This is a genomic window from Aeromonas sp. S18(2024) (genome assembly GCF_041402525.1).
In the GTDB taxonomy this organism is placed as follows: Bacteria; Pseudomonadota; Gammaproteobacteria; order Enterobacterales; family Aeromonadaceae; genus Aeromonas; species Aeromonas enteropelogenes.
The window spans coordinates 278239-293653 of the sequence record NZ_JBGLQV010000004.1; the positions used below are offsets into that span (position 1 = coordinate 278239).

General features: G+C 59.6%; 13 protein-coding genes and 1 tRNA gene. 8 read left to right on the plus strand and 6 right to left on the minus strand.

The genetic code is table 11. The features are described from left to right. Positions 1–22: 22 nt before the first annotated feature. Positions 23–661: a phosphoribosylglycinamide formyltransferase gene (gene purN / locus ACB034_RS09750; RefSeq protein ID WP_371172712.1), complete on the minus strand. Its 639-nt coding sequence runs from the start codon at positions 659–661 to the stop codon at positions 23–25. Then, positions 658–1695 carry a phosphoribosylformylglycinamidine cyclo-ligase gene (purM, locus tag ACB034_RS09755; protein WP_371172713.1) on the minus strand — a complete coding sequence of 346 codons (1038 nt, stop codon included), beginning with the start codon at positions 1693–1695 and terminating at the stop codon, positions 658–660. Before purM ends, purN begins: the two co-directional genes overlap by 4 nt. Before the next feature lie 175 nt (positions 1696–1870). Between purM and upp the strand changes: the two genes are divergently transcribed. From upp to hda, 3 genes are all read left to right on the plus strand, one after another. Next, positions 1871–2497: a uracil phosphoribosyltransferase gene (gene upp, locus ACB034_RS09760; protein WP_026456137.1), complete on the plus strand. Its 627-nt coding sequence runs from the start codon at positions 1871–1873 to the stop codon at positions 2495–2497. Positions 2498–2638: 141 nt separating this feature from the next. Beyond that, on the plus strand, positions 2639–3658 hold the full coding sequence (locus ACB034_RS09765; RefSeq protein WP_042025550.1) for a DUF2066 domain-containing protein: 1020 nt from the start codon (positions 2639–2641) through the stop codon (positions 3656–3658). 102 nt (positions 3659–3760) lie between these two features. Beyond that, positions 3761–4462 carry a DnaA inactivator Hda gene (gene hda, locus ACB034_RS09770; RefSeq protein WP_026456135.1) on the plus strand — a complete coding sequence of 234 codons (702 nt, stop codon included), beginning with the start codon at positions 3761–3763 and terminating at the stop codon, positions 4460–4462. Between the two features lie 102 nt (positions 4463–4564). Here the strand turns inward: hda and aceA are convergent, their stop codons facing one another. From aceA to ACB034_RS09790, 4 genes are all read right to left on the minus strand, one after another. Next, positions 4565–5878 (minus strand): isocitrate lyase, encoded by a 1314-nt coding sequence (aceA, locus tag ACB034_RS09775; protein WP_026456134.1) that lies wholly within the window; start codon positions 5876–5878, stop codon positions 4565–4567. A gap of 73 nt (positions 5879–5951) precedes the next feature. After that, the gene (gene aceB, locus ACB034_RS09780; protein ID WP_371172714.1) at positions 5952–7559 is read right to left on the minus strand and encodes a malate synthase A; all 1608 of its coding nucleotides are present in this window, start codon (positions 7557–7559) and stop codon (positions 5952–5954) included. A 685-nt stretch (positions 7560–8244) separates the two neighbouring features. Next, positions 8245–8385 carry a hypothetical protein gene (locus tag ACB034_RS09785; protein ID WP_167335331.1) on the minus strand — a complete coding sequence of 47 codons (141 nt, stop codon included), beginning with the start codon at positions 8383–8385 and terminating at the stop codon, positions 8245–8247. Positions 8386–8606: 221 nt separating this feature from the next. Continuing rightward, a tRNA-Pro gene (locus ACB034_RS09790) sits at positions 8607–8683 on the minus strand. A gap of 225 nt (positions 8684–8908) precedes the next feature. On the opposite strand from ACB034_RS09790, the gene tadA reads away from it, so the two are divergent. The 5 genes from tadA to phoU all read left to right on the plus strand — a co-directional run bounded on the left by tadA (position 8909) and on the right by phoU (position 15343). Next, complete coding sequence (gene tadA, locus ACB034_RS09795; protein ID WP_342017014.1) at positions 8909–9463, plus strand: tRNA adenosine(34) deaminase TadA; 555 nt, start codon at positions 8909–8911, stop codon at positions 9461–9463. Between the two features lie 217 nt (positions 9464–9680). Further along, positions 9681–11918 carry an ABC transporter permease subunit gene (locus ACB034_RS09800; protein ID WP_371172715.1) on the plus strand — a complete coding sequence of 746 codons (2238 nt, stop codon included), beginning with the start codon at positions 9681–9683 and terminating at the stop codon, positions 11916–11918. A gap of 16 nt (positions 11919–11934) precedes the next feature. Next, complete coding sequence (gene pstA / locus ACB034_RS09805; RefSeq protein ID WP_042071959.1) at positions 11935–13584, plus strand: phosphate ABC transporter permease PstA; 1650 nt, start codon at positions 11935–11937, stop codon at positions 13582–13584. 127 nt (positions 13585–13711) lie between these two features. Next, a complete protein-coding gene (gene pstB, locus ACB034_RS09810; protein ID WP_042071957.1) occupies positions 13712–14530 on the plus strand; it encodes a phosphate ABC transporter ATP-binding protein PstB in 819 nt (272 codons plus the stop codon). Positions 14531–14632: 102 nt separating this feature from the next. Then, positions 14633–15343 carry a phosphate signaling complex protein PhoU gene (gene phoU / locus ACB034_RS09815; protein WP_042025462.1) on the plus strand — a complete coding sequence of 237 codons (711 nt, stop codon included), beginning with the start codon at positions 14633–14635 and terminating at the stop codon, positions 15341–15343. Positions 15344–15415: the final 72 nt, after the last annotated feature.

Genomic DNA, 15415 nt, shown 5'->3' on the forward strand with positions numbered 1-15415 from the left:
GTTTTACTGCTGCAGTTAGCGGTTACTCGCAGGCATGTCCCGCCGGGCCGAGCCGTGTGCCATCCAGGAAGGCGTCGCCCTCCTGCATCCGCAACCTGCCCTGACAGAACCACTGCACCACCAGCGGGTAGATGCTGTGCTCCTGGGCCTGTACCCTTGCTGCCACTTCATCGGCCTCATCCCCCTCAAAGATGGGGACGCGGGCCTGCAGGATCACCGGGCCGCCGTCGAGTTCTTCGGTGACGAAGTGGACGCTGGCGCCGTGCTCGTCGTCACCGGCGTCGATGGCGCGCTGATGGGTATGCAGCCCCTGATACTTGGGCAGCAGGGAGGGATGGATGTTGATCATCTTCCCGGCAAAGTGCCGCACCAGGTCGGCACTCAGGATCCGCATAAAGCCAGCCAGCACCACCAGGTCGGGCTGATAGTCGTTCATCAGCGCCAGCAGGGCGGCGTCATACTCCTCCCGACTGGCAAACTGCTGCTGGGCGAGGATGCTGGTGGCCACGCCGGCTTCCCTGGCGCGCACCAGACCATAGGCATCGGCCTTGTTGCTGATGACGCCGACCACCTGACCGGCAATCTTGCCAGCGGCGCAACTGTCGAGAATCGCCTGCAGGTTGCTGCCGCTGCCGGAGATAAGGACCAGGATCCGCATCATTGGATGATGACCTGCTCCTCGCCATCGGCCGCCTTGGCGATATGGCCGATGTGCCAGGCGTTCTCGCCTTCGGCCTTGAGCAGGGTCAGCGCTTTTTCAAGCTGATCTGCCGGCAGGGCGATGATCATGCCGACGCCGCAGTTGAAGGTGCGATACATCTCGTGACGGGTCACGTTGCCGGCCTCTTGCAGCCAGCTGAACACCGCCGGCCACTGCCAGCTCTGTTCGTCGATCACCGCCTTGGTGTTGGCCGGCAGGACGCGCGGGATGTTTTCCCAGAAGCCGCCGCCGGTGATGTGGGACAGAGCGTGGATCTCGCACTCCTTGATGAGCTTGAGCACAGGTTTCACGTAGATACGGGTCGGCTCCAGCAGGGCATTGGCCAGAGTGGTGTCACCCAGCGGCTGATGCACGTCGGCCTGGGAGACTTCCAGGATCTTGCGGATCAGGGAGAAACCGTTGGAGTGGGGGCCGCTGGCGGCCAGGGCGATCAGGGCATCCCCTTCGCCGACCTTGCTGCCGTCGATGATCTCGCTCTTCTCCACCACGCCGACGCAGAAACCGGCGATGTCGTAGTCATCCCCCTCATACATGCCCGGCATCTCGGCGGTTTCGCCGCCCACCAGGGCGCAGCCTGACTGCTCGCAACCTTCACCGATGCCGGTGACCACGGCGGCGGCGGTGTCCACATCCAGCTTGCCGGTGGCATAGTAGTCGAGGAAGAACAGAGGCTCGGCACCCTGCACGATGAGATCGTTGACGCACATGGCCACCAGATCGATGCCCACGGTGTTGTGTTTTTTCAGATCGATGGCCAGGCGCAGCTTGGTGCCCACCCCATCAGTACCGGAGACCAGCACCGGCTCCTTGTAGCCCGCAGGAATTTGACACAAGGCCCCAAAGCCGCCAAGACCACCAAGGACTTCAGGACGACGAGTGCGTTTGGACACGCCCTTGATACGTTCAACCAGTGCATTGCCGGCATCGATATCCACGCCAGCATCCTTGTAGCTCAGTGAGGTTTTGTCTGTCACGAGTATTCCCCGTCATGTGAAGAAGTGGAGGGTAAAATTCGGGGCGTATTCTAGCAGTGCGGGGGAAAAACCAGAAAGGAAATCGTTTGCGCATTTTTGCGCGGAAAAACTCTACAAGCGGCGGCTTTTGTTGTATGATTCCGCGATTTTTTTGCGGCAGTTAGAGGAGATAATAATGAAAGTCGTTGAAGTCAAACATCCCCTGGTCAAACACAAGATCGGTCTGATGCGTGAAGGCGATATCAGCACCAAGCGTTTCCGTGAACTGGCCAAAGAAGTGGGCAGTTTGCTGACCTACGAAGCGACCTCTGACTTCGAAACGGAGAAGGTTACCATCGATGGCTGGAATGGGCCAGTAGAAGTTGACCAGATCAAGGGCAAGAAGGTCACCGTCGTGCCCATCCTGCGTGCCGGTCTGGGCATGATGGACGGCGTGCTGGAGCACATGCCGAGCGCTCGCGTCAGCGTGGTCGGCATCTACCGCGATGAAGAGACCCTGCAGCCGGTGCCTTACTTCGAGAAGATCGTCAGCAACATCGACGAGCGTCTGGCCCTGGTTATCGACCCCATGCTGGCCACCGGCGGCTCCATGATCGCCACCATCGACCTGCTGAAAAAGAAAGGCTGCCACTCCATCAAGGTGCTGGTGCTGGTTGCCGCCCCGGAAGGGATCAAGGCGCTGGAAGCCGCTCACCCGGACGTGGAGCTGTTCTGTGCCTCCATCGACAAGGGGCTGAACGAGAAGGGCTATATCGTCCCGGGTCTGGGCGATGCCGGTGACAAGATCTTCGGCACCAAGTAAGCCGATGCAATCAGCCGCCCCTGTTCGGGTGAGCGGCATTCCGAGCCGGCATTCTGCCGGCTCTGTTGTTTCTGGCAGCCTTGCTGCATGGCGCGCCTTGCCGCTACCATAGCCACAGGCTCCCTGTTCGAGATGATATTCATGTTCAAACGCGCAATCACCGCTCTTTGTTGCGGTCTCTCCTTCATGGCCTCTGCCGCCCAGGTGACCGATCTCTATCAGGGCAAGGCGCCCACCAGCGGCGATATGACGGCGGCCCAGTCCCAGGCGTTGGGAGAAGTTCTGGTCAAGGTGACCGGCAAGCGGGATATCCTCAGCCAGCCAGCGGTGGCCAAGGCGTTGGCGGCTCCCGGCGACTATGTAAAGAGCTACGGCTATCAGGATCTGGATTCGGTCAAGTATCTGAAGGCCGAATTCAAGAGCGACAAGGTCAACCGGCTGGTGGCCGACAGCCAGTATGCCCTGCTGGGCCCGGTTCGCCCCCAGGTGGCGATCTGGCTGGTAGTGGATCAGGGGGAGCGCCGCCTGCTTGCGGATCAATCCGCCGATGGCTGGGCCAGGGCCCTGCGTGAACAGGCCCAGACACTGGGGCTGCCAGTCAGCATTCCGCTGATGGATCTGGACGACAACATGGCAGTCAGTGCGACCGATGTGTGGGGCCGTTTCGCCGATCCCATCCTCAAGGCGAGTCAGCGCTATGGCGCCGAGATGGTGGTGCTGGGCAAGCTGACGCCGGAAGGGGAAAAGTGGAACATCGACTGGGGTCTCTACGGACCCAAGGCCGGTGGTGAAGTGGCCGAGCTGACCCGGGGCAATGGGGCTGGCTCCCAGGCCGAGGTGGCACAGGGCTTTGCCGACACCCTGGCCGGCTGGTTGGTGAAAAACTATGGTGCCCGCGTCTCGGGGCCGGCCTCCAGCCAGAGTCTGGTGGTGAGTGGGCTCTCTGATGTGGACAGCATGATCGCCGTGCAGAAGATGCTGCAGGGGATGGCCAACGTGAGCAAGGTGGAGATTGGCAAACTGGAAGGGGACCAGGTCACCTTCAATTTCACCCTGCAGGGTGATCAGGCCGAGCTGGCCCGCATGCTTCAGCTCGAGAGCCGCCTGCATCGGGTTGACGATAATGGCAGCGCATTGCGTTACCAATGGTCGCAGCCCTGATTTTATAAGGCTTTTGTATACCGCCCGGCTTGTCCGGGCGGTTCTCTATCCGGCCCGGCGATGATACACTTGGTAGCAAATGTCACAGTCAAAGCCTAACGAGTGAAGCAACCGGCCCAACTGTCTTTAGCCGTACAACTACCGGACGATGAAACCTTCGTCAGTTTTTATCCCGGCAACAATGCTCATCTGATCACCGCCCTCAAAAATGCGGCCATTGGTCAGGGGGCACCTTTCCTCTATTTCTGGGGAGCCAAGGGGTCGGGGCGTTCCCACCTGCTCCATGCAACCTGTGCCGAGGTCAACGCCCGCGACGCAGCCGCTGCCTATCTCTCCCTCGATCAGTTCGAACAGCTGGATCCCAGCATGCTGGATGCCCTCGAGAGCCTGCCGCTGGTCTGTCTCGACAGCCTGGAAGCCATCGCCGGCAATGCCTTGTGGGAGCGCGCCCTGTTCGATTTTTACAATCGTTGGAAGGAGAAGGGCGAGGGAACCCTCATCGTGACCGGCTGCAGTGCGCCGCGCAAACTGGGGCTGCAACTGCCGGATCTCGCCTCCCGCCTCGACTGGGGGGTAAGTTTCCATCTCGATGAGCTGGATGATGAAGGCAAGCTCAGTGCCCTGCAGCTGCGTGCCGAGCTGCGGGGCTTCAAACTGCCCATCGACGTGGGTCGTTTCCTGCTAAACCGCCTCTCCCGCGACATGCGCACCCTGCTTACTACCCTCAATCAGCTCGACAACGCCTCATTTCGCGCCAAGCGAAAGCTCACCATCCCCTTCGTCAAAGAGATCCTCGAGCTCTGATACCCCCGTCACGTTTGGTGACTCTCTTTGGTGTGAGCTGGCAAGCGGACAAAAAGAAACCCCGGCATCAGGCCGGGGTTTTTGATTGCTGCCGTCAGATGATCAGTGGAACTGATCCTCTTCGGTGGAACCCGTTAAAGCGGTCACCGAGGATTGGCCACCCTGGATGACGGTGGTCACCTTGTCAAAGTAACCGGTCCCCACTTCCTGCTGGTGCGCCACGAAGGTGTAGCCACGCTCGGCAGCGGCAAACTCGGGCTGCTGCACCATTTCGACATAGTGCTTCATCCCTTCGCCACGGGCGTATTGGTAGGCCAGCTCGTACATGTGGAACCACATGTTGTGGATGCCTGCCAGGGTGATGAACTGGTACTTGTAACCCATGTCGGACAGCTCCTGCTGGAAGCGGGCGATGGTGGCATCGTCCAGGTTCTTCTTCCAGTTAAAGCTCGGGGAGCAGTTGTAGGCCAGGATGCGATCCGGGAACTTGGCCTTGATCGCTTCGGCAAACTTGCGTGCCTCGTCCAGATCCGGTTTGGCGGTTTCACACCACACCATGTCGGCGTAGGGGGCGTAGGCCAGACCACGGGCAATCGCCTGATCGATGCCGGCACGTACCTTGTAGAAGCCTTCGGCAGTGCGCTCACCGGTCAGGAAGTCGGCATCATAAGGATCTGCATCCGTGGTCAGCAGGTCGGCCGCGTTGGCGTCGGTACGGGCGATCACCAGAGTAGTGGTGCCGCAGACATCGGCTGCCAGACGGGCTGCCACCAGTTTCTGCACCGCTTCCTGGGTCGGGACCAGCACCTTGCCACCCATGTGGCCGCATTTTTTCACGGAAGCCAGCTGATCTTCGAAGTGAACGCCGGCGGCGCCTGCCTCGATCATTCCCTTCATCAGTTCGAAGGCGTTCAGCACTCCACCAAAACCGGCTTCGGCATCTGCCACTATGGGCAGGAAGTAGTCGATGAAGCCCTCATCCTGCGGCCCTACCTTGTTGGCCCACTGGATCTGGTCGGCACGGGCGAAGGAGTTGTTGATGCGCTCCACCACCGACGGCACCGAGTTGGCCGGATAGAGGGACTGATCCGGATACATGGTGGAGGAGAGGTTGTTGTCCGCTGCGACCTGCCAGCCGGAGAGGTAGATGGCCTCGATGCCGGCTTTGGCCTGCTGTACCGCCTGGCCGCCGGTCAGGGCGCCGAGGCAGTTCACGTAGCCTTTTTTGGCCTCGCCGTGGATCAGTTCCCACAGTTTGTCGGCGCCGCGTTGGGCCAGGGTGTGCTGCGGCTGCAAGCTGCCGCGCAGGTTCACCACGTCCTCGGCGCTGTAGCCGCGCTTGATCCCTTTCCAGCGGGGGTTTTGGGCCCAGTCTTTCTCAATAGCCTGGATCTGTTGCTCACGGGTCAGTGCCATATCAGTTCCCTCTTTCATTGATTTCACGTTTCCATTGACTTGTTATTGGCGAGCCCCCTCCGGGGCCCGTGATTCAGAGCCGCTCGTAACCGGGCAGCGTCAGAAAATCGATCAGGGTATCAGCGCAGGTGATCTGCTCCATCAGCTCGCTTGCCTCGGCAAAGCGACCAGCCTGCCAGCGTGCCTCACCCACCTCGCGTTTGACCACCTCCTGCTCTTCGGCCAGCATCTGGCGGAACAGAGCCTTGGTCACCACCTGGCCGTTGGAGAGGCTCTTGCCGTGGCGGATCCATTGCCAGATGGAGGTACGGGAGATCTCGGCGGTGGCCGCATCTTCCATCAAGCCGTAGATGGGCACGCAGCCGTTACCGTTGATCCAGGCCTCCAGATACTGAAGGGCAACCCGGATGTTGGTGCGCATGCCCGCCTCGGTACGCTCGCCCTCGCAGGGGGCCAGCAGGTCGGCGGCAGTAATGGGGGCATCCTCTTCACGCAGCACGCCGATCTGGTTCTGTGCACCGGCCGGAATGGCGGCGTTGAACACCGCCATGGCGGTGTCGGCCAGCCCCGGGTGGGCCACCCAGGTGCCGTCGTGGCCGTTGTCGGCCTCACGCTGCTTGTCGGCGTGTACCTTGGCGAAGACCTGCTCGTTGACGGCGGCATCCTTGGCTGGAATGAAGGCGGCCATGCCCCCCATCGCCAGTGCGCCGCGCTTGTGACAGGTCTTGATCAGCAGCCGCGAGTAGGCGGAGAGGAACGGCTTGTCCATGGTCACTACCTGGCGATCCGGCAGGACGCGATCCGGGTGGTTCTTCAGGGTCTTGATGTAGCTGAAGATGTAGTCCCAGCGGCCGCAGTTGAGGGCGACGATGTGATCCTTCATCTGATAGAGCAGCTCGTCCATCTCGAACACCGCCGGCAGGGTCTCGATCAGCACGGTGGCCTTGATGGTGCCGCGGGGCAGGCCGAACTTGTCTTCGGTCCAGGCGAACACCTCGCTCCACCAGCGCCCCTCGAGGTGGCTCTGCAGCTTGGGGACGTAGAAGTAGGGACCGGACCCTTTAGCCAGCAGCGCCTGATAGTTGTGCAGGAAATAGAGGGCGAAGTCGAACAGGCCACCAGGGATGGGAGCTCCATCGAAGGTGACATGTTTTTCCGGCAGGTGCAGACCGCGCACCCGGCAGATGAGCACGGCCGGATCGGCATTGAGGGTATAGGCCTTGCCCTCGGGGCTGGTATAGGCAATGGTGCCGTTCACCGCATCGCGCAGGTTGATTTGACCCTCGATCACCTTGTTCCAGGCCGGCGCCAGGGAGTCTTCGAAGTCAGCCATGAAGACCTTGACGTTGGCGTTGAGGGCGTTGATCACCATCTTGCGCTCGACCGGGCCGGTGATCTCCACGCGGCGATCCTGCAGGTCGGCGGGGATGCCACGAATGGTCCAGTTTCCCTCGCGGATGTGGGCAGTCTCCGGCAGGAAGTCCGGCAGCTCACCGCCATCGATGCGAGCCTGACGGGCCACACGTTGTTTCAGCAATTCGTCCCGCTGGGGGGCAAAACGTTCCACCAGTTCGGATACCAGGGCCACTGCGTCCGGCGTCAGGATTTGCGCGTAATCGGGAAGCATGGCGCCCTGGATGCGAAGGCGTGCGCTGCAGTGGGTCTGGGCTGGTGCCGACATAAGATTCACTCCTTTGAGAATTACATTTTGAACTTATTAACTACGACTAAAGTCGATCCCTGTTCCTGTAATCTTCCCGTAACAACGGGATAACACGTTTCATACGGTGCGAAATATTGCCGATTGCGTCAACAACTTTTTTTAAACGCCCGTTTTTGGGTGATGATTAACTTTATGTTTTTTAATGATTTATGTGGTTGGTATAAAAGCTCTACGCAGATGGTTATGCTTCTGCTTTTCATCGCGGGGTGATGGGTAATTCGGTCTGGTGAAAACAGGCATGCCATGTAATTTATTACGTAATAAAATTACAAATGCAAAAACAAATCCCGACCTTACTCCAAGCTTTTGAAAAACAGTTGTATTAATTTAGTTTGAAAGTCTTTATGCAGCCTCAGGCCTTTCTGGCTATTGCTAATGAACGTCTGTTTTAAACTAAATGACCATTAATGGGTATGAATGGCGCAGGTTGCCATCCTGGTGGAAAGTGAAGGGCAATAACGTAGGTTTGTATCAGGTGATGAGAAAACTGTCAGGAGAGCAGGAGGGCGACATATTGGTGGATAATCCTGCGATTGTCTGTCGATGTAGTGATTTGTCGTTTTTTGTGTGCACGCTCTCAAATCGGGGAAAAAAAGGCCATAAAGGCCTGTCGTGAAGTGCATGGCGATGTCCCCGGAAGGGATTAGTACTCCTCTTCCGGCTCTGCCAGATCGATCACATCCAGTTGAATGACCTGCACATCTTCATATGCAGCGGGGCAGGTGGTGTCTTGGGGGACGGTAAAAAGCGCGATGGTGGGGCTGGTCTCTGTGGTCTGTTTCATGCTTGGTCCTTGGTTGAACGCAAGCCGGTGTGTGATCCCTTCACCGATTTTCCACCTCCTTGTCTCGCTACCGGCGGAAAGTCGCGCATATTAATGAGTTCACATAAAAGATTCAAGCGGTTCTGTATATTTTTTGTTCCTGCGAAGTGGGGATGGCTGGCGATAGAAAATGCGGGCAAAAAAATAGCCCAGTCGTTTGACTGGGCTATTTCGGGGAATGATGGTCGGCGTGAGAGGATTTGAACCTCCGACCCCTGACACCCCATGACAGTGCGCTACCTGGCTGCGCTACACGCCGACAAGGTCAGTCTGAGCTGACGGGGAGGAAGTCTAATGTTCTGGCGCTATGGGTGCAACTCCTTTTTTATCATAGAGATGCCGACTGCTTCTTTCTTGTGCAACCAAGATGCAACTTGGGCCTTGCGGCCGGATTTGGCATAATCGCCGCCCCGTCATGGGCGTCTATTGTAAAAGGTGCCGCGAGCCGGGACAGAGACATAGCTATCAATCAAGAGAGGCATGGGTGGAATCATCAGCAGTCGCCGCAGTGCAAACACCGACAGAGCTGGCACAGGCAGAGCAGGACGAACACTGGATGCGTCACGCCATGGCATTGGCGGCCAGAGCCGAAGGGATCGGCGAGATCCCGGTCGGGGCCGTGCTGGTGCTGGGTAATGAGGTGGTCGGGGAGGGCTGGAACCGTTCCATCAGCGAGCACGATGCCTGCGCTCATGCCGAAGTGATGGCTATCCGCGCCGCCGGACAGCGCCTTGAGAACTATCGCCTGCTGGATACCACTCTCTATGTGACTCTGGAGCCTTGCTGCATGTGCGCCGGCGCCCTCATTCATAGCCGGGTTAAGCGGGTGGTGTACGGAGCGCGGGATCTGAAGACGGGGGCGGCTGGCTCTGTGTTCGAGATCCTGCAGGACCCGCGTCATAACCACAGGGTGGAATTGGCGGGGGGGGTGCTGGCAGAGGCCTGCTCGGCCCAACTGTCAGCCTTTTTCAAGCGCCGTCGCGCCGAGAAGAAAGCCGCCAAGCAGGCATTGCAACAATCCGCCGGCTCATCCAGCTGACCCGCAGAGGGAGGTTGCCTCCAGCCTCCCACGCGACGCTTGTCAATTATTCCTTTTCAAACAGCCTGTTAGCCTTGCCAACGTGGGCAAAATCTTACCCATCTTCGATGCTGTAAAATCCCTTCATACTGCCGCTGTAAAAGCGGTTTCCATGTAACAAAACTGTCATGCAACCGCCATATAATGCCGCCAAGCCTAGCTCACATTGAGGTCTTGCATGTCATCGGAATCGATAAACTTAGGTATGGCGGGCAGCAGAAAGCGCCGTATCAAGGATAAGTTGGCCAAATACGGGGTCACCACGGGGGGAGCCCTGGTACTGGTGGCCCTGCTGCTTATTTTCTTCTATCTGCTCTACGTGGTGAAGCCCATCTTCAATGGCGCTTCCATGGAGCCGACCGCTTCATTTTCGCTGCCCGTAGAGGGCAAGACCGCCTGGCTCGGTGTCGAAGAGCAGAACGAGATAGGTTACCGCTTCAGCGACAAGGGGCAGGTCGACTTCTTCGCCCTCCAGGCTGAAGGAGAGGTCAAGGTTGGCCAGATACTGGGCCAGGATCGGGTCGCAGGAGAGGTCACGACCGTGGCCGCACCGGCGCCGGGCCAGAAGTTCATCGCCTATGGCTTTGCCGATGGTAAGGCCCAGGTGGTGCAGCCCTACTTCAAGGTCTCCTATCCCAAGGACGTGCGCGTCATCGAGCCCAGCCTGCAATATCCGTTTGGCAAGGAACCCATGGTGATCGATCCCGAGGGCAAGGCGCTCTCGCGCATGGTGTTCGAGGCCACCAAGGACAAGATGGCAGCTGCTGCCGTGACCGAAGATGGTCGCGGCGTGCTGATGGTGATGAGCGGTGAGGAGAACTTCCTCTCCGGCGAGGTGGAGTGGACCACCCAGAACTACAGCATTCCCTCCCTGCCGCGTCATGTGGATCAGATGTTGCTGACTCCCAACCTGCGCATCCTGTTCGTGCGCGAGGACAACCGTCTCTCCGTCTATGACATCCACAACCTGAGCGAGATCTCCCTGCGCGATGTGATGGAGGTCAATGCCCCCAATGCCAACGTGACCCGAATTGATCTGCTCTCCGGCGCTTCTTCATTGCTGGTGGGCAACGACAACGGCGTCATCTCCCAGTGGTTCGAAGTTGCCAAAGATGGCAAGCGTGAATTCACCCAGATCCGTGATTTCAAGAGTGACGGTGCCGTCGACCTGCTGACGCCGGAACATTTTCGCAAGGGCTTCATCAGTGCCGACAAGAAGGGCGACATCAATTTCTTCCACGCTACCGGTGAGAGCAAGCTGTTGAGCGAGAAGGTGGAAGGGGGCGAGCTCTCTGCCCTGGCCATTTCGCCGCGTCATAATTTGTTGCTGATGCAGCAGGGCGAGACTCTCAAGCTGTTTGCCGTCGAGAACGATCACCCCGAGGTAACCTGGTCCGCCCTGTGGCAACAGGTGTGGTATGAAGGCTACCCGGAGCCGCAGTATGTGTGGCAGTCCACCTCCGCCAGCAACGACTTCGAAGCCAAGCTGAGCCTGGTGCCGCTGGTGTTCGGTACCCTCAAGGCCTCCTTCTATGCCATGGTGTTTGCGGTGCCGCTCGGCGTTGCCGGCGCCATCTACACCGCCTACTTCATGTCGGCGGGGCTGCGCAAATACGTCAAGCCGACGGTCGAGATCATGGCGGCGCTGCCGACCGTTATCCTGGGCTTCCTGGCGGGTCTCTGGCTAGCGCCCATCATAGAAGGGGCCCTGCCCGGCGTGGTACTGCTGCTCATCCTGCTACCCATGGGGATGCTGCTCACCGCGCTGGTATGGAACTATCTGCCGGAACGCGGCAAGTCCTGGTTGCCGGAGGGGTGGCACGCCATCCTGCTGATCCCGGTGCTGCTTTTAATCGGCTGGGGGGCCTTCGCGGTGAGCCCGCTCATCGAGAACGCCTTCATGCACGGCGATTCCCGGATCTGGCTGACCCATGACATGGGTATCAAGTTTGACCAGCGCAACTCCCTGGTAGTCGGGATCGCCATGGGTTTTGCGGTTATCCCCACCATCTTCTCCATCGCCGAAGACGCCGTCTTCTCGGTGCCCAAGCACCTGACCCAGGGCTCCCTGGCCCTCGGTGCCACGCCGTGGCAGACCCTGAGCCGGGTGGTGATCCTGACCGCGAGCCCGGGCATCTTCTCGGCGGTGATGATGGGCCTTGGCCGCGCCGTGGGCGAGACCATGATAGTGCTGATGGCCACCGGCAATACCCCCATCATGGACTTCTCCATGTTCCAGGGGCTGCGTACCCTGGCCGCCAACATCGCGGTGGAGATGCCGGAGTCGGAAGTGGGCAGCTCCCACTATCGGGTGCTGTTCCTCGCGGCCTTCGTCCTGTTCGTGTTCACCTTCTTGTTCAACACCCTGGCCGAGTTCATCCGTCAGCGGTTGCGTGAAAAATACAGCTCTCTGTAAGGACCAAGGAATGACAATGGGTAAGTGGTTTAAATCAGGGGCCCCCTGGATCTGGATGACCGGCGGCGCCGTCAGCCTGAGTCTGGTCGCGGTACTGGGTCTGTTGTTGCTCATCGGCTGGCGCGGTCTGGTCTACTTCTGGCCTCACCCCATCTATGAGTGGCAGTTGGAAGACGCCAATGGCAACAAGAGCGTGCTGATCGGCGAGATCAACGATCGCGAGCTGGTGCCGGTGGAGCGGCTGCGGGCCGCCGGCCTGCCGCTGGAAGGAGAAGAGCGCGAGCTGCTGACCCGCTATCTGGTCAAGACCGGCAACCGCGAGTTCGTCGACCTCGATTTTCGCTGGGTGCTGGAGACCGACATCAAGTCCCAGACCCAGCCGGCCGAGCTCGCCATGGTGGAGCGCGCCACCAACGGCAACTTCTACGGCTACATCGTCGGGGTGAAGGAGGATGGCCGCGAGCTGACTGCGGATCTGCACCCGGCCCTGCAGCGCGTGCTGGCCCGTGCCAACGGGCTTTCTGAACAGGCCAATGACCTGCAAAAAGGGGACATCGGCAGCATCAACTATCAGCTGGAACGGCTGCGCCTCAAAGAGCGCAAGGCCGAGCTGGATGATCAGCTGACCGACGAGCTCAAGGCCCAGCTGGCGAGCGAGCGCCAGGCGCTGAACGATCGCTATCAGGTACTGGAGAAGGAGCTCTTCTCCCTGCGTGCCCAGGCGGACAGAGACAGCATCACCGTCAAGGACATGCGTGGCGAGCTGGTGACCATGCCCATGTCCAAGGTGCTGGACGTGGTGTGGCCCAACGACATGAGCCTGCTCGCCAAGACCGGTTACTGGTTCCATCAAATCGGCAAGTTCATCTCCGACGATCCCCGTGAGGCGAACACCGAGGGCGGGGTGTTCCCGGCTATCTTCGGCACCGTCTTCATGGTGTTCCTGATGGCGATCATCGTGACCCCGCTCGGCGTGGTGGCGGCGGTCTACCTGCACGAGTACGCGGGCAAGAACAGTCTGACCAAGATCATCCGCATCGCGGTGATCAACCTGGCGGGCGTGCCCTCCATCGTTTACGGCGTGTTTGGTCTGGGCTTCTTCGTCTACACCCTAGGCGGTTCCATCGATGCGCTCTTCTATCCGGAAGCGCTGCCGAGCCCGACTTTCGGCTCTCCCGGCGTCATCTGGTCGGCGCTGACCCTGGCCATCCTGACCCTGCCGGTGGTGATCGTCTCCACCGAAGAGGGGCTGGCCCGGATCCCGAGCACTATTCGCCAGGGTTCCCTGGCGCTGGGTGCCACCCAGGCCGAGACCCTGTGGCGCATCGTGCTGCCGATGGCGAGTCCGGCCATCATGACCGGTCTCATCCTGGCGATTGCCCGTGCTGCCGGTGAAGTGGCCCCCCTGATGCTGGTGGGGGTGGTGAAACTGGCGCCGACCCTGCCGATGGATGGCAACTTCCCGTACCTGCACGTGGAGCGCAAGTTCATGCACCTGGGCTTCCACATCTACGACGTCGGGTTCCAGAGTCCCAACGTCGAGGCGGCGCGACCGCTGGTGTATGCCACCTCGTTCCTGCTGGTGACGGTGATCGTCGGCCTCAACCTGACGGCCATCGGTATTCGCAACCACTTGCGTGAGAAATTCCGGTCGCTGGAACATTAATCCGGCCACCCAGAACAGACCAGGCGGCCGATGGCACTCTGACAAAAGAGGCCATGGCCGCCACCCGAGGATCCCGGTCGCTGGCACAACGGATGCCAGCCACCCCAGAGCGTTTTTGAGGTAACAGATGATCAACGTAACGACACCGTCGAGCCAGCACACCACGCTGGATCTGCTCAACCTGAGCCCAGCCCAGACTGCGCTGGAAGTGAAGGATCTCAACCTGTACTACGGCAGCAAGCAGGCGCTGTTCAACGTCAACATGAAGATCCCGAAAGGGCAGGTGACCGCCTTCATCGGCCCGTCCGGCTGTGGCAAGTCCACCCTGCTGCGCTGCATCAACCGGATGAACGATCTGGTCGAAAGCTGCCGCATCGATGGCGAGATCCAGCTGCACGGCCACAACATCTACGACAAGAATGTCGATGTCTCCGCCCTGCGCCGTCAGGTAGGCATGGTGTTCCAGCGTCCGAACCCCTTCCCCAAGTCCATCTACGAGAACGTGGTCTACGGTCTGCGCCTGCAGGGCATCAACGATAGGCGAACCCTGGATGACGCGGCCGAGCGTTCCCTGCGCGGCGCGGCCCTGTGGGAGGAGGTGAAGGATCGTCTGCATGACAACGCGTTCGGCCTCTCCGGTGGTCAGCAGCAGCGTCTGGTGATTGCCCGGGCCATCGCCATCGAGCCGGAAGTGCTGCTGCTCGATGAACCCACTTCGGCGCTCGACCCCATCTCCACCCTCACCATCGAGGAGTTGATCAACGAGCTCAAGAGCCAGTTCACCGTGGTGATCGTCACCCACAACATGCAGCAGGCGGCGCGGGTATCGGATCAGACCGCCTTCATGTACATGGGCGAGCTCATCGAGTACTCGGACACCAACACTATCTTCACCACCCCGGCCAAGAAGAAGACCGAAGACTACATCACCGGCCGTTACGGCTAAGGCCTGACCGGAGCCATGAGGATGAGCAAGATGAGCATCAACAAACAGATTACCGGTCAGTGCAACGGCTAGGGCATAATCGGAGCAACAAGGATTATTTGTATGGACAATATGAACCTCAACAAACATATCTCCGGTCAGTTCAATGCCGAGCTGGAGGGAGTGCGCAACCAGGTGCTGGTGATGGGCGGCATGGTGGAGCAGCAGCTCACCGACGCCATCGCGGCCATCCACGATCAGGATCTGGAAGCGGCCCGCAAGATCGTCGCCAACGACCACAAGGTGAACGCGATGGAAGTGGCCATCGACGAGGAGTGCACCCGCATCATCGCCAAGCGTCAGCCCACCGCTTCCGACTTGCGGTTGGTGATGGCCATCATCAAGACCATCACGGATCTGGAGCGTATTGGCGATGTGGCGGACAAGATCGCCCGCATGCTGACCGACAACGCCAACAAGCCCCAGCCGCCGCTGGTGTCGCTCGAAAATATGGGTCGTCGTACCATCAAGATGTTGCACGACGTGCTCGACGCCTTCGCCCGCATGGATCTCGATGCGGCGCTGGCGGTTTACAAGGAAGACGACAAGGTGGATCGGGAGTACGAGTCCATCATTCGTGAACTGATGACCTACATGATGGAAGATCCCCGTACCATTCCCCAGGTGCTGAACGTGCTGTGGGCGGCGCGGGCCATCGAGCGGGTGGGCGATCGCTGCCAGCACATCTGCGAATACATCGTCTATTACGTCAAGGGCAAGGACGTGCGTCACACCAAGACGGACGATCTGGGCACTCTTTTGGGGAAAAGCTGACCCGATATGAATAAAAAGGCGCGAAAGCGCCTTTTTTTATTGCATCGAAGGACAGAGTAAGATAAAGCGCAT